The 22,609-nt window shown below is 62.2% G+C and carries 23 protein-coding genes and 1 riboswitch; of the genes, 6 read left to right on the top strand and 17 right to left on the bottom strand.

Annotation, left to right across the window (positions count from 1 at the left end; genetic code table 11):
- Position 1: 1 nt before the first annotated feature.
- From cobC to cobO, 9 genes are all read right to left on the bottom strand, one after another.
- Positions 2-577, bottom strand: a complete 576-nt coding sequence (gene cobC / locus AD666_RS02940) for an alpha-ribazole phosphatase family protein (protein WP_053147372.1) — start codon at positions 575-577, stop codon at positions 2-4.
- Positions 574-1,629, bottom strand: a complete 1,056-nt coding sequence (gene cobT, locus AD666_RS02935; RefSeq protein WP_053147370.1) for a nicotinate-nucleotide--dimethylbenzimidazole phosphoribosyltransferase — start codon at positions 1,627-1,629, stop codon at positions 574-576. Before cobT ends, cobC begins: the two co-directional genes overlap by 4 nt.
- Positions 1,626-2,147: a bifunctional adenosylcobinamide kinase/adenosylcobinamide-phosphate guanylyltransferase gene (cobU, locus tag AD666_RS02930; protein WP_053147369.1), complete on the bottom strand. Its 522-nt coding sequence runs from the start codon at positions 2,145-2,147 to the stop codon at positions 1,626-1,628. Before cobU ends, cobT begins: the two co-directional genes overlap by 4 nt.
- A 129-nt stretch (positions 2,148-2,276) precedes the next feature.
- On the bottom strand, positions 2,277-3,728 hold the full coding sequence (locus AD666_RS02925) for a cobyric acid synthase (protein ID WP_053147367.1): 1,452 nt from the start codon (positions 3,726-3,728) through the stop codon (positions 2,277-2,279).
- On the bottom strand, positions 3,725-4,717 hold the full coding sequence (gene cobD, locus AD666_RS02920; protein WP_053147365.1) for a threonine-phosphate decarboxylase CobD: 993 nt from the start codon (positions 4,715-4,717) through the stop codon (positions 3,725-3,727). Before cobD ends, AD666_RS02925 begins: the two co-directional genes overlap by 4 nt.
- Complete coding sequence (cbiB, locus tag AD666_RS02915; protein WP_053147363.1) at positions 4,710-5,618, bottom strand: adenosylcobinamide-phosphate synthase CbiB; 909 nt, start codon at positions 5,616-5,618, stop codon at positions 4,710-4,712. The genes cobD and cbiB overlap by 8 nt, the downstream gene beginning before the upstream one ends.
- Positions 5,615-6,265, bottom strand: a complete 651-nt coding sequence (gene bluB / locus AD666_RS02910) for a 5,6-dimethylbenzimidazole synthase (protein ID WP_053147361.1) — start codon at positions 6,263-6,265, stop codon at positions 5,615-5,617. The genes cbiB and bluB overlap by 4 nt, the downstream gene beginning before the upstream one ends.
- On the bottom strand, positions 6,262-7,584 hold the full coding sequence (locus AD666_RS02905) for a cobyrinate a,c-diamide synthase (protein WP_053147455.1): 1,323 nt from the start codon (positions 7,582-7,584) through the stop codon (positions 6,262-6,264). The genes bluB and AD666_RS02905 overlap by 4 nt, the downstream gene beginning before the upstream one ends.
- 11 nt (positions 7,585-7,595) lie before the next feature.
- On the bottom strand, positions 7,596-8,222 hold the full coding sequence (gene cobO, locus AD666_RS02900; protein WP_053147359.1) for a cob(I)yrinic acid a,c-diamide adenosyltransferase: 627 nt from the start codon (positions 8,220-8,222) through the stop codon (positions 7,596-7,598).
- Between the two features lie 81 nt (positions 8,223-8,303).
- A riboswitch (cobalamin riboswitch) is annotated at positions 8,304-8,515 on the bottom strand.
- A gap of 157 nt (positions 8,516-8,672) precedes the next feature.
- On the opposite strand from cobO, the gene AD666_RS02895 reads away from it, so the two are divergent.
- Both AD666_RS02895 and AD666_RS02890 read left to right on the top strand, forming a co-directional pair.
- Positions 8,673-9,257: a hypothetical protein gene (locus AD666_RS02895; protein ID WP_053147357.1), complete on the top strand. Its 585-nt coding sequence runs from the start codon at positions 8,673-8,675 to the stop codon at positions 9,255-9,257.
- Positions 9,258-9,347: 90 nt separating this feature from the next.
- Positions 9,348-10,658: a sorbosone dehydrogenase family protein gene (locus tag AD666_RS02890; RefSeq protein ID WP_053147355.1), complete on the top strand. Its 1,311-nt coding sequence runs from the start codon at positions 9,348-9,350 to the stop codon at positions 10,656-10,658.
- Between the two features lie 45 nt (positions 10,659-10,703).
- Here the strand turns inward: AD666_RS02890 and AD666_RS02885 are convergent, their stop codons facing one another.
- The 5 genes from AD666_RS02885 to AD666_RS02865 all read right to left on the bottom strand — a co-directional run bounded on the left by AD666_RS02885 (position 10,704) and on the right by AD666_RS02865 (position 15,294).
- Complete coding sequence (locus tag AD666_RS02885; protein WP_053147352.1) at positions 10,704-11,237, bottom strand: C40 family peptidase; 534 nt, start codon at positions 11,235-11,237, stop codon at positions 10,704-10,706.
- A 166-nt stretch (positions 11,238-11,403) separates the two neighbouring features.
- The gene (locus AD666_RS02880) at positions 11,404-12,030 is read right to left on the bottom strand and encodes a C40 family peptidase (RefSeq protein ID WP_053147350.1); all 627 of its coding nucleotides are present in this window, start codon (positions 12,028-12,030) and stop codon (positions 11,404-11,406) included.
- Positions 12,031-12,242: 212 nt separating this feature from the next.
- A complete protein-coding gene (gene hda / locus AD666_RS02875) occupies positions 12,243-12,947 on the bottom strand; it encodes a DnaA regulatory inactivator Hda (RefSeq protein WP_053147348.1) in 705 nt (234 codons plus the stop codon).
- A gap of 182 nt (positions 12,948-13,129) precedes the next feature.
- Positions 13,130-14,203, bottom strand: coding sequence for an AI-2E family transporter (locus tag AD666_RS02870; RefSeq protein WP_053147346.1), 1,074 nt, complete (start codon positions 14,201-14,203; stop codon positions 13,130-13,132).
- 32 nt (positions 14,204-14,235) lie between these two features.
- Positions 14,236-15,294 (bottom strand): DUF2066 domain-containing protein, encoded by a 1,059-nt coding sequence (locus tag AD666_RS02865; protein WP_053147343.1) that lies wholly within the window; start codon positions 15,292-15,294, stop codon positions 14,236-14,238.
- A gap of 364 nt (positions 15,295-15,658) precedes the next feature.
- On the opposite strand from AD666_RS02865, the gene purM reads away from it, so the two are divergent.
- From purM to AD666_RS02845, 4 genes are all read left to right on the top strand, one after another.
- Positions 15,659-16,717, top strand: a complete 1,059-nt coding sequence (gene purM / locus AD666_RS02860; protein ID WP_053147341.1) for a phosphoribosylformylglycinamidine cyclo-ligase — start codon at positions 15,659-15,661, stop codon at positions 16,715-16,717.
- A gap of 11 nt (positions 16,718-16,728) precedes the next feature.
- Positions 16,729-17,379 carry a phosphoribosylglycinamide formyltransferase gene (purN, locus tag AD666_RS02855; protein ID WP_053147453.1) on the top strand — a complete coding sequence of 217 codons (651 nt, stop codon included), beginning with the start codon at positions 16,729-16,731 and terminating at the stop codon, positions 17,377-17,379.
- 8 nt (positions 17,380-17,387) lie between these two features.
- Complete coding sequence (locus tag AD666_RS02850) at positions 17,388-18,101, top strand: DUF3108 domain-containing protein (RefSeq protein ID WP_053147339.1); 714 nt, start codon at positions 17,388-17,390, stop codon at positions 18,099-18,101.
- 382 nt (positions 18,102-18,483) lie between these two features.
- Positions 18,484-18,678 (top strand): hypothetical protein, encoded by a 195-nt coding sequence (locus tag AD666_RS02845; protein ID WP_053147337.1) that lies wholly within the window; start codon positions 18,484-18,486, stop codon positions 18,676-18,678.
- A 129-nt stretch (positions 18,679-18,807) separates the two neighbouring features.
- On the opposite strand, the gene AD666_RS02840 is transcribed toward AD666_RS02845, so the two are convergent.
- From AD666_RS02840 to relA, 3 genes are all read right to left on the bottom strand, one after another.
- Positions 18,808-19,347 carry a DUF2058 domain-containing protein gene (locus AD666_RS02840; RefSeq protein ID WP_053147334.1) on the bottom strand — a complete coding sequence of 180 codons (540 nt, stop codon included), beginning with the start codon at positions 19,345-19,347 and terminating at the stop codon, positions 18,808-18,810.
- Between the two features lie 26 nt (positions 19,348-19,373).
- Positions 19,374-20,207 (bottom strand): nucleoside triphosphate pyrophosphohydrolase, encoded by an 834-nt coding sequence (mazG, locus tag AD666_RS02835; RefSeq protein ID WP_053147332.1) that lies wholly within the window; start codon positions 20,205-20,207, stop codon positions 19,374-19,376.
- Positions 20,208-20,285: 78 nt separating this feature from the next.
- Positions 20,286-22,532 carry a GTP diphosphokinase gene (gene relA / locus AD666_RS02830; RefSeq protein ID WP_053147330.1) on the bottom strand — a complete coding sequence of 749 codons (2,247 nt, stop codon included), beginning with the start codon at positions 22,530-22,532 and terminating at the stop codon, positions 20,286-20,288.
- Between the last annotated feature and the right edge of the window lie 77 nt (positions 22,533-22,609).

Raw genomic sequence — 22,609 nt, 5'->3', positions numbered from 1 at the left:
GTCAGGTCATCTCCACCAGAACCGAACCGGGTGACACGCACAGTGAAAACAGCGCACCATGGGCCACTTCGACGTTGAGCAATTGTTCCCGTGGCAGGCCCCGGGCCCGGGCCAACAGCAAGCGCATCACACCACCATGACTGACCAGCAGGACACGCTGCCCTGCATAGGCCGCATACAGACGGTCCACCGCCGCCAGGACGCGTGCCGAAAACGCCAGCACCGGCTCACCGTCGGGCGGCGTGAACCGGTAAGGATCCGCCCAGAACCGGCCCAGAGCCTCAGCGTCGGTGTCCATCAATGTCGCCGCGCTACGGCCCTCCCAAGCACCGAAGTGCAACTCTTGGAGGTCCTTGTCCAAGTGCACCGGCACGTCGAGTCGCTCACCCAGCTGTTGCGCGAAATGCGCACAACGCTGCAATGGCGAACTCACCAGCCGGTCCCAGGGTCCGCCCCCCGCCACCGCCGCATGCATCTGTTCCCAGCCGCGGGATGTCAGAGCGTCATCGAGACTGCCGCGCAGCCCGCCGCCCAGCTCGGTCTCACCGTGGCGCAAAAGGTCCAGGCGCAAAGTCATGCCGGGCGATCCGCCACCGCCGCCTCGGCAAACGTCGCCATTTGCCCGTGCAGGTCACAGGCCAGGCGCAGCAGCGGCACCGCCAGCGCTGCGCCACTGCCCTCTCCCAAGCGCAGGCCCAAGTCCAGCAGCGGTTCGGCATCGAGGGTTTCCAGCACATGGCGATGCCCAGGCTCGGCACCGCGATGGGCAAACAACAGCCATGGCCGGCAGCCCGGGTTTAGCCGCACCGCCACCAATGCCGCGACGCTGCAGATAAAACCGTCCACCAGCAACGCGACACCTTGCTGAGCACAGGCCAGGCAGGCACCGACCAGCGCCGCGATTTCAAAACCGCCCAGATTGAACAGCGTCTGCAGCGGATCGTTGCGCTGGGCACCATGCAACGCCAGGGCACGCTCGATGACTTGCGCCTTGTGATTGACACCCACCGCGTCCAGCCCCGTACCCGGCCCGACCAGGCGCGCCACCGGGCAATCCAGCAAGGCGCAGGCCAGGGCGCTGGCCGCCGTGGTGTTGCCAATCCCCATTTCCCCACCGATGAACAGCTGCGTTCCGGCCTCGACGGCGCGCATCACACTGTCGCGTCCCGCTTGCAAGGCCTGCTCGCCTTGCTCCGGAGTCATCGCCGGCCCCTGGACGAAGTTCGCGGTGCCGGGCCCGACACGCAGGTGCCTGACACCCGGCAGTTCCAACGACGACACCACTGTGCCCAGGTCCACGACTTCCAGCCGGGCATCCAATTGCCGCGCCAGGACACTGATGGCCGCGCCGCCACTGACGAAGTTGAGCAGCATCTGCCCGGTCACTTCCTGGGGATAGGCCGACACACCTTCAGCCACGACCCCATGATCACCCGCGAAAATCGCGATCCAAAGCAGATCCAGGCGCGGTTTGAGCTGCCCTTGCAGGCCCGCCAGTTGCACCGCTACCGATTCGAGCCGTCCCAGGGAACCGGTGGGCTTGGTCAGTTGCTGCTGGCGGGCCGAAGCCTGTTCCAGGGCCTGGGTGTCGACGGGTTTACAAGGTTCCAGCCACCAGCGGTGATTCATAACGCGCTACCTTTGAGTGTCAGGGGCAGGCCGGCAACGGTCAGCACGACACGCTGACAACGCTCGGCCAGGGCTTGATGCAGCCAACCGGCTTCATCGACGTAACGGCGAGTCAACTCGCCCAGCGGCACGACACCCATCCCGGTCTCGTTGCTGACAAAAATGATTTCACCGGGCAGCGAGGCCACGTCGTCCAACAACGCTTCGCGCTCCGTGTCCAGTTGCTGCGGATCATCGAGCATCAGCAGGTTGGTCAACCAGAGGGTCAGGCAATCCACCAGCAGGCATTGCCCGTGGCCGGCGTTCTCGCGCAGCACCCGCGCCAGGGCCAGCGGCTCCTCCACCAGTGACCAGTGCACCGGCCGTCGTTGACGATGGCAGGCGACCCGTTCGTTCATCTCGCCATCCAGGGGTTGGCTGGTGGCGATGTAGGTCACCGGCAAGCCAGTATCCGCCGCGAGTTTTTCCGCCAGGCGACTCTTGCCGGAACGGGCGCCGCCGAGGATGAGTTGGAGCATGGAGTTCTGCCTTTAAATAGGTGGTGTGGCGGCTGGCCTCATCGCGAGCAGGCTCGCTCCCACAGGAAATTGTGAATGCCGATCCATTGTGGGAGCGAGCCTGCTCGCGATGAGGCCAGCCCATCCACCTCAAATCCCACAGAGCTCACGCAGCAGCCCGGTATCCAAATGCCGCTCCACCAGATCCGCCAACCGCTCGATGTCCCGCTCGCGCAAGCCGTGGTAGTCCACCGCCTGCACATCTTTTAACCCGGCCCAACGCAACAAGGCGCTGCTGGCCGCTGGCGATTCGAACAGACCGTGCAGGTAGGTGCCGAAAATCTGTCCATCCAGACTGCGGGCACCGTCGCAGCGGCCGTCATCCAACTGCACTGCGGGGGTTTCCAGGGCTGGGCCGACGGTGACGCCGGCGTGAATTTCGTAGCCGCTGATCTCGGCATCTTCCAGCATCAGCCGCCCTCGCACGTTACGTAGCTGCTTCTCTTGCTCCAAGGTCGTTTCGAACGCCAACAGCCCCAGCCCGGCGCTGGAGCCCGCTGCCCCTTCGAGCCCCAGGGGATCGTGGACCTGTTGGCCGAGCATCTGCAATCCGCCGCAAATCCCCAGCACCTTGCCGCCATAACGCAAGTGACGCTGAATAGCCGCTTCCCAGCCGTTGGCACGCAAATGGGCCAGGTCGCTGCGCACACTTTTCGAGCCGGGCAGTATGATCAGGTCGGCTGGCGGGATGGCCTGGCCGGGACCAATGAATTGCAAGTCCACTTGCGGATGCAGGCGCAGCGGATCGAAATCGGTGTGGTTGCTGATACGCGGCAGCACCGGCACTACCACCTTGAGCACCTGTTCGGCCTTGTCGGCCTGGCGCTGGTCCAAGCCGTCTTCGGCTTCCAGGTGCAGATCCATCACGTAGGGCAGCACGCCGACCACCGGTTTGCCGGTGCGCGCTTGCAGCCAGTCCAGGCCCGGCTGCAGCAAGGCGATGTCGCCACGAAAGCGATTGATGATGAAACCTCTGACACGCGCCTGCTCGCTGGGCGACAGCAGCTCCAGGGTGCCCACCAGATGAGCGAAGACTCCGCCACGATTGATATCGGCGATCAACAGCACCGGGCAATCCACCGCCTCGGCAAATCCCATGTTGGCGATGTCGCCGGCCCGCAGATTGATCTCCGCCGGCGATCCGGCGCCCTCTACCATCACCACCGGATAGGCCGCGCTCAATCGTTGGTGGGAGGCCAACACCGCTTGCATCGCGATGGCCTTGTAGTCGTGATAAGCGACAGCATTCATGGTGGTGACGGCGCGCCCGTGGATGATGACTTGAGCGCCGGTATCGCTGTTGGGCTTGAGCAGAACCGGATTCATGTCGGTATGGGGCTCGAGGCCGGCGGCCTGGGCCTGCACCGCCTGGGCGCGACCGATTTCACCGCCATCGGCAGTCACCGCACTGTTCAGGGCCATGTTCTGCGGCTTGAACGGCACTACGCTCACGCCCTGGCGACGGATCCAGCGGCACAACGCGGTTACCAGAGTACTTTTGCCCGCATCGGACGTGGTGCCCTGCACCATCAAGGTCGTCATGGCGTGTCCTTGGCGTAAGCCTCGAAAGCCTGTTCGAGGCGCAAAAATTGTGCGTCATCGGCAGGAAGGCCGAAACGCAGACTGCTGTTGTTGGTAAACAGCCGCAGGAGAATGCCGCGATGAGCCATGAAGTCGTGAAGCGCCTGGGCGTCTCCGGTGATCAGCCATTGGAACAATCCGCAACCGCCGTGGGGCTTGAAGCCATGACGTTCCAGCATCAGCGCCAGTCGCAGACTGGTGACTTCGCAGCGCTGCCGCTGCTGGGCGTGGGCGGCAGTGTCCCGCAGACACACTTGGCCCAGGACCCGGGTCGGCCCACTGACCGCCCATGGTCCGACCTGTTCGGCAAGCAACTTGAGCAAGTGCCGCTCGGCCAGAACAAACCCCAGGCGAACCCCGGCCAGACCGAAAAATTTGCCGAACGAGCGCAGCACAATCAGCCCGACCTGATGGGCATGGCCGGCCACGCTCAGTTGCGGCGTGACATCCATGAACGCTTCATCCACCACCAGCCAGCCCCCGCGCTGGGCCAGACGGGCGTGCCAATCGAGCAGACGCTCCGGGGTCAGGCTCAGGCCCGTCGGATTGTTGGGGTTGACCACCACCAGCACGTCGAGGCTGTCGAGGAAGAAATCCACTTCGGCTTCCAGCACTTCGCGCACGATATAGCCATTACGGCGCCAGGCTTCGGCGTGCTCGGCGTAGCACGGAGACAGCACGCCGACCTTGCCGGCCCGGCGCAGGCGCGGCAGGAGTTGGATGGCCATCTGCGAACCCGCCACCGGCAGCACATGCTCAGCGCCGTAGTAATCGCGGGCCGCCTGCTCCAGGCCATCGTCGGTTTCCGGCAGGCGCGCCCAGGCCCGCAGTGGAATCTCCGGGACCTCGAATGGCCAGGGGGCCAGGCCACTGGACAAATCGAGCCAGTCTGCCTCGGCGATTCCATATTGCCAGGCCGCATTGCGCAGGCGCCCACCGTGTTCAAGCATAGAACTCAGCCCCCACGCAGAGAATCAGTAGCCACAACCATACCCCGCGCTGGACCAATTGCCAGCCGCGATCGATGGAATCGGCACTCGCCGGCACGCCCTCGCCCAGAGGTGGGCGCTGATGCAGTTCGCCGTGATAAACCGCCGCGCCACCCAGCTCCACACCCAGCGCCCCCGCACCGGACGCCATGACGGGCCCGGCGTTGGGGCTGTCCCAGGTCGGCCCCTGGCGGCGCCAGCATTGCAGCGCCAGGCGGGTTTTCCCCAGCAGCGCGTAAGTCAATGCCACTAATCGCGCGGGGATGTAATTGAGCACATCGTCGATCTTGGCCGCTGCCCAGCCGAACCGCTCGAAACGCTCGTTGCGATAGCCCCACATGGCATCGAGGGTGTTGCTCAGTCGATACAACACTACGCCGGGCGCACCCGCCACGGCGAACCAGAACAGCGCGGCGAACACCGCATCGCTGCCGTTCTCCAGCACCGATTCGGTGGCGGCACGGGCGACGGCGGTCTCGTCCAGCTCACGGGTCTCGCGACTGACCAGATAACCCACCCGCCGACGCGCTTCATCCAGCTCCCCACAGCGCAACGCCCGGGCCACCGGCTCGACATGCTCACCCAGGCTGCGCAGGCCAAGGGCGCAGTACAACGCCAGGATGTCCACCAGCCAACCCACCAGTGGCGCCCAGGACAAGGCTGTCGCCAACAAGGTCAACGGCACCACGGCGATGATCCACGCCGTCACCCCATGGCTGCGCCAGCCACGCCCACCGGAGTTGAAACGTTGTTCGATACGATCGGCAAACCGACCGAACGCCACCAGTGGATGCCCGCGCCGGGGTTCGCCCAGCAGCGCATCCAGCGCCACGGCGGCAGCACTGAGCAATGCCACGCTCATGGGCGAATTCCCCAACGGTTTTCATAAAGCAGTTCATGCAGCGGACGCGGCTGTGCCCAGCCTTCCAGGGCGAGCATAGGAGCCGGGTAAAAGCCCTCGACCGGTCCCAGGCACAGGATCGCCAGCGGCTTCGCGCCGGCAGTCAGGCCCAGCAGGTCAGCCAGGGCCAAGGGTTCGAACAGCGATACCCAGCCCATCCCCAGCCCCTCGGCGCGGGCCGCCAGCCACAGATTCTGGATGGCGCAGGAGAGCGAGGCCAGATCCATTTCCGGCAAGGTCCGGCGACCGAAGATGTGCCGCTCCCGGCCGTCCATCAACGCCGCCACCAGAACTTCGGCACAGTCGTTGATGCCTTCGACCTTGAGCTTCATGAACTCATCGCTGCGCTCGCCCAAGGCCTCGGCCGTCCGGATGCGCTCCTGCTCCACCAGTTGCTGGATATCGCCGCGAAGGGCGCGGTCGCTGATGCGGATGAACCGCCACGGTTGCATCAGGCCCACGCTGGGAGCCTGGTGCGCGGCTTCCAGCAAGCGACGCAGCAAGACCGGCTCGACCGTGCCACCGATGAAATGACGCATGTCGCGCCGTTCGGCGATGGCGCGATAGACAGCTTCGCGTTCGGCTGGGGAGAAAGCGGTGTCTGTCATGGCCTGCTCGCGATAGCGGCCTCAGGATCGGGTGCGAACAACGCGGCAACCGCCCTCGGATTGGACGGGAAGTAAAAATGCACGTAGGAAGCCGTCATCCGCCCATGCCGGAAAACCGCCTCCGCCCCGCGCCCGCCATTGGGGCTATGGCCGCGGGCAATCGGCGCGAGTTCAGTACGGGTCAATGAATGATGATAGGTATGCCCTCGCAGAAGGCCTTCCGGCAGTTCCACCGCTTGCAGGGCCAAGGCGGCCAGGCGTTTTTGCATCTGCGCATCACCCGGCAGCAGGCCCAGTAGCTCAGCGCAGGTCCCTTCGACATCGGTCAGCGAATCCAGCAGGTAGAGCATGCCGCCACATTCGGCCAGCAGGGGTTTTCCCGCTTCGTGATGAGCACGGATCGCCGTCAGCATCGGCGTGTTTTGGGCCAAGGCAACGTGGTGCAACTCAGGGTAGCCGCCAGGCAGGTAAAGACTGTCTGCTTCGGGCAGCGCCGTGTCATGAATCGGCGAGAAGAAGCTCAGTTGCGCGCCCATGGCCCGCAGCAGGTCGAGGCTCGCGCCATAGGTGAAAGCGAACGCTTCGTCCCGGGCCACGGCAATGCGCACGCCCTCGAGCCACGGTTGCGCAACGACCACCTCAGGTGCGACGAACGTTACGGCGGGCGGCAGGGTCACTTCGCAACTGCTTGCCAACGCCTCGGCGGCGGCGTCGAGGCGCAGGTCCAAATCGTTCAACTCACGGGCCTGGACCAACCCGAGGTGGCGACTGGGTAATTCGATGCCGGTTTCGCGGGACAGCGCGCCATACCAGCGCAGACCTTCGGTCAGGCTGCCTTCGAGCAGTTGTGCATGGCGTAAAGTGCCGACCCGATTCGCCAGGACCCCAGCAAACGGCAAGTCCGGCTGATACCGAGCCAGTCCCAGCGCCAGCGCACCAAACGTTTGGGCCATCGCCGTCCCGTCGATCACCGCCAGCACCGGCACACCGAAATGCCGCGCCAGATCGGCACTGGAGGGCGTACCGTCGAACAACCCCATGACGCCTTCGATCAGGATCAGGTCCGCTTCGGCGGCGGCTTCCCACAACAACCGCCGGCTTTCCTGCTCGCCGACCATCCACATGTCCAACTGGTACACCGGCGCACCGCTGGCACGCTCAAGGATCATCGGATCGAGAAAATCAGGACCGCACTTGAAGACACGCACGTTGCGCCCCTGGTTGCGATGCAACCGGGCCAGGGCGGCGGTGACGGTGGTCTTGCCCTGTCCCGAGGCCGGGGCGGCGATCAAAACCGCCGGGCACTGGCGACTGCTCATGCAAGGGTTGATCACAGTTCGACGCCTTTCTGCGCCTTGATGCCGGCCTGGAAGGCATGTTTGATCATGCCCATCTCAGTCACGGTGTCCGCCAGTTCGATCATCTGCGGCTTGGCGCCACGACCGGTCACCACCACGTGTTGCATGGGCGGACGGGCCTGTAAGTCGCCCAGCACCTGATCCAGATCCAGGTAACCGTGCTTGAGGGCGATGTTCAGTTCATCGAGCACCACCAGCCCAACGGAAGGGTCGCTCAGCAATTGGCGCGACACCGCCCAGGCCGCCTCGGCAGCGGCGATGTCGCGTTGGCGGTCCTGGGTTTCCCAGGTGAAGCCCTCGCCCATGACATGAAAACGCACCTGTTCCGGGAAGCGACGGAAGAACAGTTCCTCACCGGTGCTGTTGCGGCCCTTGATGAACTGCACCACCCCACACTGCATACCGTGCCCCATGGCCCTGGCCAACATGCCGAAGGCCGAACTGCTCTTGCCCTTGCCGTTGCCGGTCAGCACCAGCAGCAGGCCGCACTCGTTCGGTGAGTTGGCGATACGCTCATCGATCACGGCTTTCTTGCGCAGCATGCGCGCCAGATGGCGCTCGTCGCGCTCGGACGCATCGGTGGTGGGGGAACCGGTCATGGGGGAAGCCTCCGTTGGGGACAGGATAACGGCGGGCGGGCACGAAAACAGACGGCAACAAGCCTGGCATCGCCCACCGTGATGCCGTTGGATGTATCAGGCCGGTCTCCGGGCTCATGAGCGGCGCGATGCCGAGCTGCGCGCCTTCCCATGTCCGCGGACACAGTGGCCTAGGCGCAGCGTTGACTCATTTACCGTTGCGGGGGCAGCGCCGGGTTCGCATTGGCTCACCGGCTTCCCTGTTTCACTTTGTCGGCTTGCGGCCACAAAGCACCTGAAACAAGCCGCGAAGGTTAGAGGGTTGGGGTTGGAGCGTCAATTAAAGCTGCCGCAGGCTCAACGCCACTTATTGGCCCGAATCAATAAAGTGACGCCAATCTTGTGCCACGCTACAGCAAGTGATATCAAATGGGCATCACGACCCGATATCAATAACAAGAGGGCAAAAGCATGCAAGGCATGATCATCAGCAATCCGAAACTGGAATTCCTGCGCCCGGTCCTGGAGCGCTGGTTCGACTGCATCGACCGGTATAACGCCGTGCGTGGCGATAACGACACCCCTTACTGGTTCGATGAAAAAGCCAATTTGGGATTGCTCTCGGCGGCCGCCTGGATGGCCGAGATGGTCACGCTTCAGCACACCCCGACCCGCAAGCAGAATGAAGAAGGCGAGCGCAACGTCAGCGCCGACTTGTTCATCGCCAGCACCGATGAGCGCGCCTTCATCCAGGCCACCCAGCGTTGGCCGAAGGTCAAGAGCCTCAACCTGACCCAGCCCCTGAGCGAGGCCGCCAGCGATGCCAAACGCATCAGCTATGCCAGCGACCTGAAGCTGGGTTGTTTGTTCGTGGCGCCGCAGAAAGCCCAGCAAAGCACCACGCCCGAAGAGTTGCAGGACATGGTCGATGAACTGCAGAAGGAAAACACCTGCGCCGTGGCCTGGTACTTCCCCTATGCCTATCGCAAGTTGCGCAACGAAGCCGGCCACTACCACCCGGGCATCGCCGTGCTGTTCAAACAGGCCCACGGCTGATGCCATAAGGTCCTGGCATAACCACAGGTTGAACCATCCCCGGTCTACGCTTCTCTATGAATAACCACATGCATTCATAGGGAAGCCAGCATGCTCAAGCCACCTCATCTCCTGACCATCGCCCTCGCCGCAGGGCTTGTCGCTTGTGGCGAGTCTTCCACGCTGCAAGTCTCCGATGGCACCGGCCCATCGCCAAAACTGCCCGAACCGAACAAGACCCTGATCCCCACCGTGAACATCGCCGAAGCCGTCGGCTGGCCGGAAGGCGCCAAGCCAACGCCGGCCCAGGGCCTGCAAGTGGCGGCATTCGCCGAAGGGCTGGACCATCCACGCTGGCTCTATGTGCTGCCCAACGGTGACGTGCTGGTGGCGGAAACCAATGCCCCACCCAAGCCGGACGACGCCAAGGGCATTCGTGGCTGGGTGATGAAGAAGGTCATGGGCCGCGCGGGCGCGGGCGTGCCGAGCCCCAATCGCATCACGTTACTGCGTGATGCCAATCACGATGGCGTCGCCGAAACCCGCACGGTGTTCCTGGAAAATCTCAATTCGCCGTTCGGCATGACGCTGGTAGGCAGCGACTTGTATGTAGCCGACACCGATCGGCTGATCCGTTTCCCCTATAAGGAAGGCGATACGCAAATCAAGGCGCAACCCACCAAGGTCGTCGACTTGCCGGGCGGCACGCTCAACCATCACTGGACCAAAAACGTCATCGCCAGCCGCGACGGCAGCAAGCTGTACGTCACCACCGGCTCGAACAGCAACGTCGCGGAGAACGGTATGGAGGCCGAAGAGGGGCGCGCGGCCATTTGGGAGGTGGACCGCGCCAGCGGTAGTCACCGCATCTTCGCCTCGGGCCTGCGCAACCCCAACGGCCTGGCTTGGGAACCGCGCAGCGGAGCGTTATGGACGGCGGTAAACGAACGGGATGAGATCGGCAGCGACCTGGTGCCGGATTACATCACCTCGGTCAAGGACGGTGCCTTCTACGGCTGGCCATACAGCTACTACGGGCAACACGTCGACGCACGGGTAGAACCTCAAAACCCGGAAATGGTGGCCAAAGCCATCGCCCCGGACTATGCCGTCGGCCCACACACCGCGTCGCTGGGCCTGACCTTCGCCGAAGGCAGCAGACTGCCCGCACCGTTTACCGAAGGAGCATTCGTCGGACAACACGGCTCATGGAACCGTAAGCCCCACAGTGGCTATAAAGTGATTTTCGTGCCGTTCAACGGTGGCAAGCCGACGGGTCAACCAGTCGATGTGCTGACCGGCTTCCTGAACGCTGACGAAAAAGCCCAGGGCCGCCCGGTGGGCGTGGTGATCGATAAGCAAGGTGGGTTGCTGGTAGCCGATGACGTGGGGAACAAGGTTTGGCGGGTGTCGGGAAAATAGTCCCCTGTGGCGCGGGGGAGTCACTCCCTCGCCACAACCCATGCATCAGGGATTACGCGCCAGGTGTTCCGGCTGCAGAACGCGCTTGGCACTGAGGTAGGCTTTTTGCCAATAGGCCTTGGACAAACTGTCGAGTTTGACCGTACCACCGGTAGCCGGCGCATGGACGAAACGGCCTTCTCCGACATAAATGCCGGCGTGGCTCACCTGGGAGCCGCCGTTGGTGGCGAAGAAAATCAGGTCCCCGCTCTGCAATGCGTCCTTGCCGACGTCCGGGGCTCGCATGCCGATCATTTCACGGGTCGAGCGCGGCAGGGAAATACCGGCTGCGTCGCGGTAGACGTAACCGATCAAGCCACTGCAATCGAATCCCGAGTCGGGCGTGTTGCCGCCCCAGCGATAAGGTGTACCCACCAGGCCCAGCGCTCTGAAGAGCACATCTTCGGCGGCCGGGGATATGGGCTGCGAAGGAGCAAATACGACCGGGGCCCGTACGGGTGCAGGGGCTGGAGCACGACTTGAACACGCGCCCAGCAGCGTGACGAGGAGCAGGAGAGCGAAGCGGGCCGGCGTCGACATAGGCGAAACAATCCTGATCGGGATTCGGCGTTTTCCACCGAAGGCATGAAAACAAGTCCGCCCGCGTAGTACGCAGGCGGATTGCCATCAATCAATGATCAAGGATTCTAGCGGCTATGAGGCAAACTTCAAGCAAGACTTTAAGTTTGCCTTATAAACTGTGCGCTTACTTGCGAGCAGTGACCACCGTCGGAGCCATGGCAAGGGCGCGCTTGGCTTCGATGAAGGTCTTGCTCCAGTAGCTGTCGCCGAGGCTGTCGATACGCACGCCACCGCTGCGACGACTGCTGGAATGGATGAACTGGTTGTCGCCCAGGTAAATGCCAGCATGGCTGACACGTCCACGACGCCCGTTGGTGCTGAAGAACAGCAGGTCACCCGGCTCCAGTTGATTGCGGGCTACCAGTGGGGCGTCGACGTTGATCATTTCACGCGTGGAGCGCGGCAGGTTCATGCCGGCTTCCTCGCGGAACAGATAACCGATGAAACCGCTGCAATCGAAGCCAGCCTCGGAGGTGCCGCCAAAACGGTAGCGCGTACCGATCAGAGACATGCCGCGCTCCAGGATGCTGTCGGCCAGCACGGGAAGCTGATAAGGCTTGTTGCTGGCGAAGGCCGCCAGCTCTTTGTCGGAAGCCACTTCTTCCTGGAACGCAACGGAGGAAGACTGGGCGGTAACGGAATTCTTGACCTGGGGTTGCTGTACTTGCTGGGTCACTGGAGAGTGGGCAGCGCAACCGAACAACAGGGTAACGAGTGCGAGAGGCACGAGGGGTGCGAAGCGATTTAGCATGGGCACGACCGTGGCTGTAGTTGTAAAGATGGCGAGACTATGCCCTCTATCGACATCATTTGCAAATTCAATCGATAAAAATGTGACTTCCAGGTTTTGCCGCCACATCTAAGCGCTTAAGCCCATTTTGAATGACGCGTGGCCTGCAACCCAGCAGCGCCGCGGATTTCGCCCTGCGCAAAGCAGGCCAAGAGCCACTAGTCGGACAGGTTCTACCAGCCCAGGGTTTCTTTCAAAAATGGAATGGTCAGCTTGCGCTGGGCCTGAAGAGAGGCCTGGTCGAGACGTTCGAGCAATTCGAACAATGCACTCATGCTGCGAGTGCCACGAGTGAGGATAAAGTGTCCGACCTCATCGGTCAGGTGCAGTCCGCGCCGGGAGGCACGCAGTTGCAAGGCGCGGAGTTTGTCTTCGTCGGAAAGCGGCCGCATCTGGAAGATCAACGCCAGGGTGAGACGGGACTTGAGGTCCGCCAGCTTCACGGGTAGCTCCCGTGGCGACGTCGATGCGGCAATCAGCAAGCGCCGACCGCTATCGCGCAACCGATTGAACAGATGGAACAGCGCTTCTTCCCAGTCGGCCTTGCCGGCCACTGCCTGGAGATCGTCCAGGCAGACCAGCTCGTATTGCTCCAGGTTGTCGAGGATCTCGACACCACGATCCAGCAACTCGGCCAATGGCAAGTACACCGCTGGCTCACCCAACTGCTCGAACCTCAGGCAAGCCGCCTGCAACAGATGCGTACGCCCTACCCCATCCTTGCCCCAGAGGTAAATCAGACTCTCGGTCCAGCCGGCGTCGGCTTCGCATAGCCGCTCGACATAGCCGAGTGCAGCGGCATTGGCGCCTGGGTAGTAGTTGACGAAGGTGGCGTCATCACGCAGACGCACACCTAGGGGCAGCTGAATCGGTTTCATGCTGGCTGGACAGTTCCTGGGAACCGTTAGTGGCCTCTGTGTAAAGTTCGCAAAGTTTATACTCGTGAAGCGGGCCGCACAATGCGCCGGTCTGCGAGCAAAATCAAAGGTTTGCAACGGCAACGAGGCGCGGTGACGGTTTCGCTGACACCGGGGCGACCGCTCTCGTCGCTCATCCTGCCCTACAGATCGGGCTCTTCGACACCACTGTAGAGGTCCGAATCCTTGTACAGGTCACGCGCATGGCGCACCAGCACCATGATGACGGCCGCCACCGGCAGCGCCAGCAAAATCCCGGTAAAACCGAACAACTCGCCACCCGCCAAAATCGCGAAGATCACCGCCACGGGATGCAGGCCAATGCGATCCCCCACCAGCAACGGAGTCAACACCATGCCCTCGAGGGCCTGGCCGACCATGAATACCGCCACAATGCCGATCATGGGATAGAGATCCCCGCCGAACTGGAACAACCCGGCAATCAACGCCGCGCCAATACCGATCACGAACCCCATATACGGCACGATGGCCGCCAGCCCCGCGATCATGCCGATCAACAGGCCCAACTCCAGCCCCACCAACATCAGCCCCGCCGCGTAGATGAAACCCAGCGCCACCATCACCAGCAACTGCCCGCGCACGAACGCACCCAGTACCTCGTGACACTCGCCAGTGAGGGTCATGATCCGCTCCTCACGATGACGTGGCAGCAGAATGCGGATCTTGGCCATCATCAGGTCCCAGTCACGCAGCAGATAAAAGCTCACCACGGGGATCAACACAAGATTCGCCAGCCAGCCGATCAGCGCCAGGCTGGAAGCGGTGGCCTGGCTCAGCACCACGCCGACGATGTCGGTGGTCTGGCCCATGTGCTCACTGATGGCAGCCTTGACCCTGTCGAATTTCCAGAAGCCGTCGGCCAGGCCCAGCTTGGACTGCACCCATGGCACCGCCGTGTGCTGCAGCCAGTCGAGCATCTGCGGCGCCAGCTCGTACAGGCGCAGCAGTTGCTTGGCCAGCATGGGGATCAATACCAGCAACAGTGCGCCAATGATCAGGGTGAACAAGGCAAACACCGCCACCACACCCCAGGTTCGAGACAAGCCGAGTTTTTCCAGGCGATCCACCACTGGATCGAACAGGTAAGCCAACAGCAGCGCGACCAGGAACGGCGTCAGGATCGGATGCAACAAATAGATAAACGCGAACAGCAGGGCGACCCCACCCAACCAGAACCAACGCCGCGTATCGCCCATGAACCACTCCTGGCTATATAGAAGAAAGAAATTTACCAGCGAAACCGCAGGTTGGCCGTCGGCGCGGGGGCCGGCGCTGCGACTGGAACCGAACCGTCCGCGGCCGGTTGCGGCGCGGGTACCGGCGCGACAGCCTCTCCAGCCGGAATTTCCTGGAGTTTCGCCAGGGCCAGTTGCGCCTTCAGTTGCTCTGCGCTGCCGTTGACCCGATAGACGATCCGGTCCCCTTCCACACGCTGCAACTGCCCGCCGAACGGCTCGAGCAAACGCCCGAGCGCAGCATAACGCTCGAAATTCATGCCCTGCACTTCCAGCAACTGTTCAGTGGCCACTCCTGGCTTGGCGACGAAACGCGGAGCCAGACGCTGACTCACCGCCAGCATCACCGCGTCGGCCAACGCAGCTGCATCGGCGCCCTGGACGCTGCCCTGTTCGCGCTGATCTCCCAGCCACAGCCGCCATGTCCCGCGCCATTGGCCGCCCTCCTCCTTGGCATGGACCGCCAGCAAGGCATCGGCGCCATAACGCTCCGACACATCGCGCAACGGTGCCGGATCGGTGCCTTCCAGATTCGGGGCAGTGGCGACGATCTGCTCGCTCAAGTCCGCCAACGGCAGCTGCAACGGCAAGCCGCGATGCTGGGCGGCGCGGCGCAGCGGTGTGGCGCTGGCCTGGCCATCACCCACCAGGCTTGACCCTTCCGTCGAATCGTTCAGCCACCAGCCAAGGATCGAAGGACGATTCGCGCCCCACAGCGACAGCCCCGCCGAACGCAAGGCGCGATCGGTACTCGCCGGATCGAAATCCACCTTGAGGCTCTCGGGAGGGCCGGCGTCATAGCCATATTGAAGAATGATCTGCTGCGGATCCTTGCGGATCGCCTCCAAGCCAGGATTCTGCACGGCCTTGGCGTCGCCGGTCAGGCGTAGCACCAGCGTGTCCAGGGCGCGTAGCGTCGCCTGATTACGCTCGTCGGGCGACTGGCTGCTGACAGGCTCATACACTTGATAAAGGCCATTGAGGGTTTCGGCATGGCTCGCCAGGCTGATCAACGACAGGCAGCCCACAGACAAGAATTTGAACAGACGCATGGAGGATTCCCGAGCATGGATGGCTGGAACAGGCCGAGTGAAGAAAACGAGCATGGATGTGACCACCGCTTGCGGCAAAACACTCACGCACCGATGGAAGTTTTGCACGGTCGTCACAATAGCCGGTTACGACTACACCTTATACAGCCGCGCCGCGCAGCACCAATAGAAGAAATCTCGGTTTTTTCCATGGATATGGCCCTGCCCGTCGGCGCGAGGATGGCCGCTGCCCGACAAGCCTGATAAAATCGCGCGCCTTCGCAGACCGGCAACGGCTGGGCACCCGGAATCATCCGCACAACGGTTGTTCACGGCCCCGGCGACCGGTCGTTACCCAGAAATCCCCCCTTTAAAGGCCTGGATCATGAGCAAGCAACCCTCCCTGAGCTACAAGGACGCCGGTGTAGACATCGACGCCGGTGAAGCATTGGTCGAACGCATCAAGAGCGTCGCCAAGCGCACTGCGCGCCCTGAAGTCATGGGCGGCCTGGGCGGTTTCGGCGCCCTCTGCGAGATCCCGGCCGGCTACAAACAACCCGTGCTGGTCTCGGGCACCGACGGCGTGGGCACCAAGCTGCGCCTGGCCCTGAACCTGAACAAGCACGACAGCATCGGTATCGACCTGGTGGCCATGTGCGTGAACGACCTGGTCGTCTGCGGCGCCGAGCCACTGTTCTTCCTCGATTACTACGCCACCGGCAAACTGAACGTCGACACTGCCGCCCAGGTCGTGACCGGCATCGGCGCCGGCTGCGAGCTGTCCGGCTGCTCCCTGGTCGGTGGTGAAACCGCCGAGATGCCAGGCATGTACGAAGGCGAAGACTACGACCTGGCCGGTTTCTGTGTCGGCGTCGTGGAAAAAGCCGAGATCATCGACGGTTCGAAAGTCGCCACTGGCGATGCCCTGCTGGCACTGCCCTCCTCCGGTCCTCACTCCAACGGCTACTCGCTGATCCGCAAGATCATCGAAGTGTCCGGCGCCGACATCGAAAACACCCAGCTCGACGGCAAGCCGTTGACCGACCTGCTGATGGCCCCGACCCGCATCTACGTCAAGCCGCTGCTCAAGCTGATCAAGGAAACGGGCGCCGTCAAGGCCATGGCTCACATCACCGGCGGCGGCCTGCTGGACAACATTCCACGCGTGCTGCCAAAAGGCGCCCAGGCGGTAGTCGACGTGGCGAGCTGGACCCGTCCGGCGGTATTCGACTGGCTGCAGGAGAAGGGCAACGTCAATGAAACCGAAATGCACCGCGTACTGAACTGCGGCGTGGGCATGGTCATCTGCGTGGCCCAGGAGCACGTCGAGACCGCCTTGAACGTGTTGCGTGAAGCCGGCGAACAACCTTGGGTCATCGGCCAGATCGCTGCTGCGGCCGAAGGCGCTGCCCAGGTCGAGCTGAAAAACCTTAAGGCTCACTGATGCAAGAACGGATGTCTGCAACCTGTGACGTCGTGGTGCTGTTGTCCGGCACCGGCAGTAACTTGCAGGCCCTGATCGACAGCACGCGGACCGGAGACAGCCCGGTCCGTATCCGCGCGGTGATCTCCAACCGCGCCGATGCCTACGGCCTGCAACGTGCCAGGGATGCGGGTATCGACACCCGCGTTCTGGATCACAAGGCATACGAGGGGCGCGAAGCCTTCGACGCCGCGCTGATCGAACAGATCGACGCCTTCAGCCCCCACCTGGTAGTCCTTGCCGGCTTCATGCGCATCCTCAGTGCCGGCTTCGTGCGTCACTACCAGGGGCGCCTGTTCAATATCCACCCTTCGCTGCTGCCCAAATACAAAGGGTTACACACTCACCAGCGCGTACTGGAGGCCGGAGACACGGAGCATGGCTGCTCGGTGCACTTCGTCACCGAGGAACTCGATGGCGGACCACTGGTCGTACAGGCAGTAATACCGGTAGAGTTGCACGACACGCCGCAAAGCCTGGCACAACGGGTCCACGCCCGGGAACACCAGATCTACCCGATGGCCGTGCGTTGGTTTGCCGAAGGAAGGCTGACCCTCGACGATCGTGGTGCCTCGCTGGACGGCCAGTTACTCGCCGCCAGCGGCCATTTGATTCGATACTAGGAGATTTTATGCGTCGCGCCCTGCTCTTCGCCTGCGCCCTGCTTGCCCTGCCTCTGGCACAGGCTGCGGAGCTTCAACCCTTCTCCGCCAGCTACACCGCCGACTGGAAGCAGTTGCCCATGAGCGGCACCGCCGAACGAAGCCTGACCAAGGAGGCCAACGGCACCTGGAAGCTGAGCTTCAAGGCATCGATGATGATTGCCGGCCTGACGGAAGAAAGCACCTTGACCCTGGACAAGGACACCCTGCTGCCACAGTCCTACCACTTCGAGCGCAGCGGCCTGGGCAAGGCCAAGAAGGCCGACCTGGACTTCGACTGGAGCACGAAGATGGTCACCGGCACCGATCGCGGCGACGCGGTGAAGCTGCCGCTGAACCGTGGCATGGTGGATAAATCCACTTACCAGTTGGCCCTCCAGCACGATGTGGCCGCTGGCAAGAAGAGCATGAGTTACCAGGTGGTCGATGATGGCGAAGTCGACACCTACGATTTCCGTGTATTGGGCGCCGAGAAGGTCGAAACCAAGGCAGGCCAGATCGACGCGATCAAAGTCGAGCGTGTACGCGATCCGACCCAAAGCAAACGCATCACCGTGCTCTGGTTCGCCAAGGATTGGGACTACCTGCTGGTGCGCCTGCAGCAGGTCGAAACCGACGGCAAGGAGTACAACATCATGCTCCAGGACGGCACGGTCAACGGCAAGACCGTGAAAGGCAGCTGATCAACACGTAACACCAGGAAGCCCCGCCAATGCGGGGCTTCTTTTTGCCCGTCATTTCATGCACAACACCTGCCCCTGTGGGAGCGGGCTTGCTCGCGAAGGCGGTGTGTCAATCACTACCTGACTGCCTGACGCACCGCATTCGCGAGCAAGCCCGCTCCCACAAGAGGTCTGCGTGCTTTAAGGAATACCGTGCAACATGAAACCTTTTTCATGAGCCATTCCTGCGACCGAATGCCGCGCACCGTCGGGCCTGTAGCACCGCTGCGCTTTCCATGAAAACTTCTTAACCGACCGAAGCATTTACTTAGCAGGCTACGCAAACCTATAACAAAGCCCTGCACACGCCTTGCTGCAGATGACAAAGATTGGAGTTTGCAAGATGACTGTGAAAGTAAATGAACGCGATGATGCCCACATGTCCCACGAAGCCATTGCCGCCGGGATCCGGATCTGGGATGTGATTCAGCAGGACCTGTTGGTGGGTATGTTCCATTCCGAGACGGATGCGAACCGCTATAAGGCCGAGCTGGAGCGGCAGGAAAGACAGCGCTCGGGTGAAGCGGTAGAATCCTGAAGATGGAAACACTTGTGGGAGCGGGCTTGCTCGCGAAGGCGGATGACCAGCCAACATTCAGTCGACTGACACACCGTCTTCGCGAGCAAGCCCGCTCCCACAGGTTTCGCGTTTACCTTACCGTCCTGTTTACCACATCAGATCATCAGGAATCTGATACGCCGCATACGGATCGTCGGCATCCACTTCTTCGGTCTGGGTGTTGAGCTGGACGATGCGCTTGGGATCGCGCTCCTGGATCTTCAGCGCGGCCTCGCGCGGGATCACTTCGTAACCACCGGCATGGTGGACAATCGCCAGCGAACCGCTGCTCAGCTTGTTGCGCATCAGGGTATTGACCGAAATACGCTTGACCTTCTTGTCGTCGACGAAGTTGTAGTAATCGTCGGTGGTCAGTTTCGGCAGGCGCGAAACCTCGATCAGCTGCTTGATCTGGGCTGCACGCGCCTTCTGCTCGGCCTTTTCCTGCTGCTGGCGGTTGAGCTCCTGGTCGCGCTTGAGCTTCTCGGCCATGGCTTCCTGGGCGGCGCGTTGCTGGGAGTCGTCCAGTTCGATCTGGCCTTTATGGGCCAGACGCTGTTGTTTCTGCTTCTCTTTGCCGACCTGCTTGACCTGCTTTTGGTTGACCAGCCCTGCTTTGAGCAACTGGTCGCGAAGGGAAAGGCTCATGATGCTTACTCACTTAGGCAACGGCCTCAGCCGCAGCTGGGCAAATTCTTTTCCTGACGTTTGGCTTCGCCCCACAAGGCGTCCAACTCTTCGAGGGTGCAATCTTCCATGGGACGGTGGGTGTCGCGCAATGCCTGTTCGATAAATCGGAAGCGTCGCTCGAACTTCCCATTGGCGCCGCGCAGGGCGGTTTCCGGGTCGACCTTGAGGTGCCGGGCCAGATTGACGACCGAAAACAGCAGATCACCGATTTCCCCGGCCACCGCAGCCTGATCGTTTTCCGACATGGCTTCGAGCACTTCGTCCAGCTCCTCACGAACCTTATCGAAGACCGGCAACGGGCCCGGCCAGTCAAAACCGACCTGGCCCGCACGCTTTTGCAATTTCGCCGAACGGGACAGCGCCGGCAGGGCCGCTGGCACATCATCGAGCAATGACAACTGCTCGGGGGCCGAAGCCTTCTCGGCCCGTTCCTCGGCCTTGATTTCTTCCCAGCGCTGCTTGACCTGTTCTTCGCTCAGGCGCGGCATGTCCAGGGGAGCGTAAAGGTCCCCGGTGGGAAACACATGGGGATGACGACGGATAAGCTTGCGGGTGATGCTGTCGACCACACCGGCGAATTCGAAGCGGTTTTCCTCCCGGGCCAGTTGGCTGTAATACACCACCTGGAACAACAAATCGCCCAACTCACCCTGCAAGTGATCGAAGTCGCCGCGCTCGATGGCATCGGCTACTTCATAGGCTTCTTCCAGGGTATGGGGGACGATGGTTGCGTAGGTTTGCTTGATGTCCCACGGGCAGCCGTAATGCGGATCGCGCAGGCGGCTCATCAGGTGGAGCAGGTCTTGGAGGCTGTACATAAATCATCCCATCACAGAAAAACCTTGTGGGAGCAAGCTTTGCTCCCACAAGCTCACTCCCACATTTTCGGACTGCGCTTACCCCGGCGTCCGGTTACGCCGGGTCTCGATGATGTTGGGCAACTGGGAAATCCGTCCCAGCAACCGCCCCAACGCATCCAACCCCGGAATCTCGATGGTCAAGGACATCAACGCAGTGTTGTCTTCCTTGTTCGAGCGGGTATTGACCGCCAGCACGTTGATTCGCTCGTTGAGCAGCACCTGGGACACGTCACGCAGCAATCCGGAGCGGTCATAGGCACGGATGATAATGTCCACCGGATAGGTGAGCACCGGCACCGGCCCCCAACTGACCTGGATGATCCGTTCCGGCTCACGACCGGCCAGTTGCAGCACCGAGGCACAGTCCTGACGGTGAATGCTCACGCCACGGCCCTGGGTGATGTAACCGACGATGGCATCCCCCGGCAATGGCTGGCAGCAACCGGCCATCTGGGTCATGAGGTTGCCGACACCCTGGATCTGGATATCGCCGCGTTTGCCCGGCTTGTAGCCGGCGGCCTTGCGCGGAATCAGCTCCAGTTGCTCGTTGCCGCGCTCCGGCTCCACCAGTTGCTGGGCCAGGTTGACCAGTTGCGCCAGACGCAGATCGCCAGCACCGAGGGCGGCGAACATGTCTTCGGCGGTTTTCATATTGGCCTTTTCGGCCAACTTGTCGAAATCCACCTGCGGCAGGCCCAGACGACTCAGCTCGCGTTCCAGCAGGGTCTTGCCGGCGGCGACGTTCTGGTCACGCGCCTGCAGCTTGAACCAATGGACAATTTTCGCCCGCGCCCGTGACGTGGTGATATAGCCCAGGTTCGGGTTCAGCCAGTCGCGGCTCGGCGTGCCGTGCTTGCTGGTGATGATCTCGACCTGTTCACCGGTCTGCAAGCTGTAGTTGAGCGGCACGATCCGCCCGTTGATCTTGGCGCCACGGCAGTTATGGCCGATCTCGGTATGGACCCGATAGGCGAAGTCCAGCGGTGTCGCGCCCTTGGGCAAGTCGATGGCATGCCCGTCGGGGGTGAAGATATAGACCCGGTCCGGCTCGATATCCACCCGCAGCTGTTCCGCCAGGCCGCCGATATCACCCAGTTCCTCATGCCATTCGAGGACCTGGCGCAGCCAGGAGATTTTTTCTTCGTAGTGGTTGGAGCCGGACTTGACGTCGGTGCCTTTGTATTTCCAGTGCGCGCAGACACCCAGCTCGGCTTCCTCATGCATGGCGTGGGTGCGGATCTGCACTTCCAACACCTTGCCCTCGGGGCCGATCACCGCAGTGTGCAGCGAGCGGTAGCCGTTTTCCTTGGGGTTGGCGATGTAATCGTCGAACTCCTTGGGAATGTGTCGCCACAGGGTATGGACGATCCCCAGCGCGGTGTAGCAGTCGCGCATTTCCGGGACCAGTACGCGAACGGCCCGCACGTCGTAGATCTGGCTGAACTCCAGGCCCTTGCGCTGCATTTTGCGCCAGATCGAATAGATGTGCTTGGCCCGGCCGCTGATATCGGCTTCCACGCCGGTGGCCTGCAATTCTTCACGCAACTGGGTCATCACGTCGGTGATGAAACGCTCACGATCCAGGCGTCGCTCATGCAACAGCTTGGCGATCTGCTTGTACTGGTCGGGTTCCAGGTAACGGAAGGACAAGTCCTCCAGCTCCCACTTGATGTGACCGATACCGAGACGGTGGGCCAGGGGCGCATAGATGTCGAATACCTCCCGGGCGACGCGATTGCGTTTTTCGTCGTCAGCGGACTTCACCGCACGGATCGCACAGGTCCGCTCGGCCAGCTTGATCAACGCGACGCGCACGTCGTCGACCATGGCCACGAGCATCTTGCGCAGGTTTTCCACCTGGCCCTGAGTGCCCAGGACCATGGAGTGGCGCGGGCTCAGACTGGCGCTGATGGCGGCCATGCGCAGCACGCCGTCGATCAGTTTGGCGACGACGGCACCGAAGCGCTGACTGACCACCGGGAGCGGGATCTGACCCTCACGCACACCGCGGTAGAGCACCGCGGCCACGAGGGAATCCTGGTCAAGCTTGAGGTCGGCGAGGATCTCGGCAATCTCCAGGCCCGTATGAAAACTCGAGGTGCCTTCGGACCAGAGGTTCTTCGCCGCATTGTGTTGCTGTTCCGCCTCGCGAGCGAACTCGCAAGCTTCCTTCAAGGCTTCGCGATCCAACGCCATGTCGATGCTGACCGCGTGATCGAGCCAAGCCTCGAGATTGATACTGCCGTCAGTGTTGATCGGCTGGTGTGCTCTCACCTGTACCATCTTTACTTACCTTCCCTATGACGCAGATTCAATGCGTCAACATCGCTGACCTTCGTTGTCCGTGCTTCCGCCCAGGA

Origin of the sequence: Pseudomonas sp. Pf153 (assembly GCF_001269775.1) — a bacterium.
Classification (GTDB): domain Bacteria; phylum Pseudomonadota; class Gammaproteobacteria; order Pseudomonadales; family Pseudomonadaceae; genus Aquipseudomonas; species Aquipseudomonas uvaldensis.
This window is presented reverse-complemented; position numbering and strand designations above follow the sequence as displayed.

Coding starts and splice junctions, on each gene's coding strand:
- cobC (WP_053147372.1), bottom strand. CDS start 577: ATGACTTTGCGCCTGGACCTTTTGCGCCACGGTGAGACCGAGCTGGGC.
- cobT (WP_053147370.1), bottom strand. CDS start 1,629: ATGAATCACCGCTGGTGGCTGGAACCTTGTAAACCCGTCGACACCCAG.
- cobU (WP_053147369.1), bottom strand. CDS start 2,147: ATGCTCCAACTCATCCTCGGCGGCGCCCGTTCCGGCAAGAGTCGCCTG.
- AD666_RS02925 (WP_053147367.1), bottom strand. CDS start 3,728: ATGACGACCTTGATGGTGCAGGGCACCACGTCCGATGCGGGCAAAAGT.
- cobD (WP_053147365.1), bottom strand. CDS start 4,717: ATGCTTGAACACGGTGGGCGCCTGCGCAATGCGGCCTGGCAATATGGA.
- cbiB (WP_053147363.1), bottom strand. CDS start 5,618: ATGAGCGTGGCATTGCTCAGTGCTGCCGCCGTGGCGCTGGATGCGCTG.
- bluB (WP_053147361.1), bottom strand. CDS start 6,265: ATGACAGACACCGCTTTCTCCCCAGCCGAACGCGAAGCTGTCTATCGC.
- AD666_RS02905 (WP_053147455.1), bottom strand. CDS start 7,584: ATGAGCAGTCGCCAGTGCCCGGCGGTTTTGATCGCCGCCCCGGCCTCG.
- cobO (WP_053147359.1), bottom strand. CDS start 8,222: ATGACCGGTTCCCCCACCACCGATGCGTCCGAGCGCGACGAGCGCCAT.
- AD666_RS02895 (WP_053147357.1), top strand. CDS start 8,673: ATGCAAGGCATGATCATCAGCAATCCGAAACTGGAATTCCTGCGCCCG.
- AD666_RS02890 (WP_053147355.1), top strand. CDS start 9,348: ATGCTCAAGCCACCTCATCTCCTGACCATCGCCCTCGCCGCAGGGCTT.
- AD666_RS02885 (WP_053147352.1), bottom strand. CDS start 11,237: ATGTCGACGCCGGCCCGCTTCGCTCTCCTGCTCCTCGTCACGCTGCTG.
- AD666_RS02880 (WP_053147350.1), bottom strand. CDS start 12,030: ATGCTAAATCGCTTCGCACCCCTCGTGCCTCTCGCACTCGTTACCCTG.
- hda (WP_053147348.1), bottom strand. CDS start 12,947: ATGAAACCGATTCAGCTGCCCCTAGGTGTGCGTCTGCGTGATGACGCC.
- AD666_RS02870 (WP_053147346.1), bottom strand. CDS start 14,203: ATGGGCGATACGCGGCGTTGGTTCTGGTTGGGTGGGGTCGCCCTGCTG.
- AD666_RS02865 (WP_053147343.1), bottom strand. CDS start 15,294: ATGCGTCTGTTCAAATTCTTGTCTGTGGGCTGCCTGTCGTTGATCAGC.
- purM (WP_053147341.1), top strand. CDS start 15,659: ATGAGCAAGCAACCCTCCCTGAGCTACAAGGACGCCGGTGTAGACATC.
- purN (WP_053147453.1), top strand. CDS start 16,729: ATGTCTGCAACCTGTGACGTCGTGGTGCTGTTGTCCGGCACCGGCAGT.
- AD666_RS02850 (WP_053147339.1), top strand. CDS start 17,388: ATGCGTCGCGCCCTGCTCTTCGCCTGCGCCCTGCTTGCCCTGCCTCTG.
- AD666_RS02845 (WP_053147337.1), top strand. CDS start 18,484: ATGACTGTGAAAGTAAATGAACGCGATGATGCCCACATGTCCCACGAA.
- AD666_RS02840 (WP_053147334.1), bottom strand. CDS start 19,347: ATGAGCCTTTCCCTTCGCGACCAGTTGCTCAAAGCAGGGCTGGTCAAC.
- mazG (WP_053147332.1), bottom strand. CDS start 20,207: ATGTACAGCCTCCAAGACCTGCTCCACCTGATGAGCCGCCTGCGCGAT.
- relA (WP_053147330.1), bottom strand. CDS start 22,532: ATGGTACAGGTGAGAGCACACCAGCCGATCAACACTGACGGCAGTATC.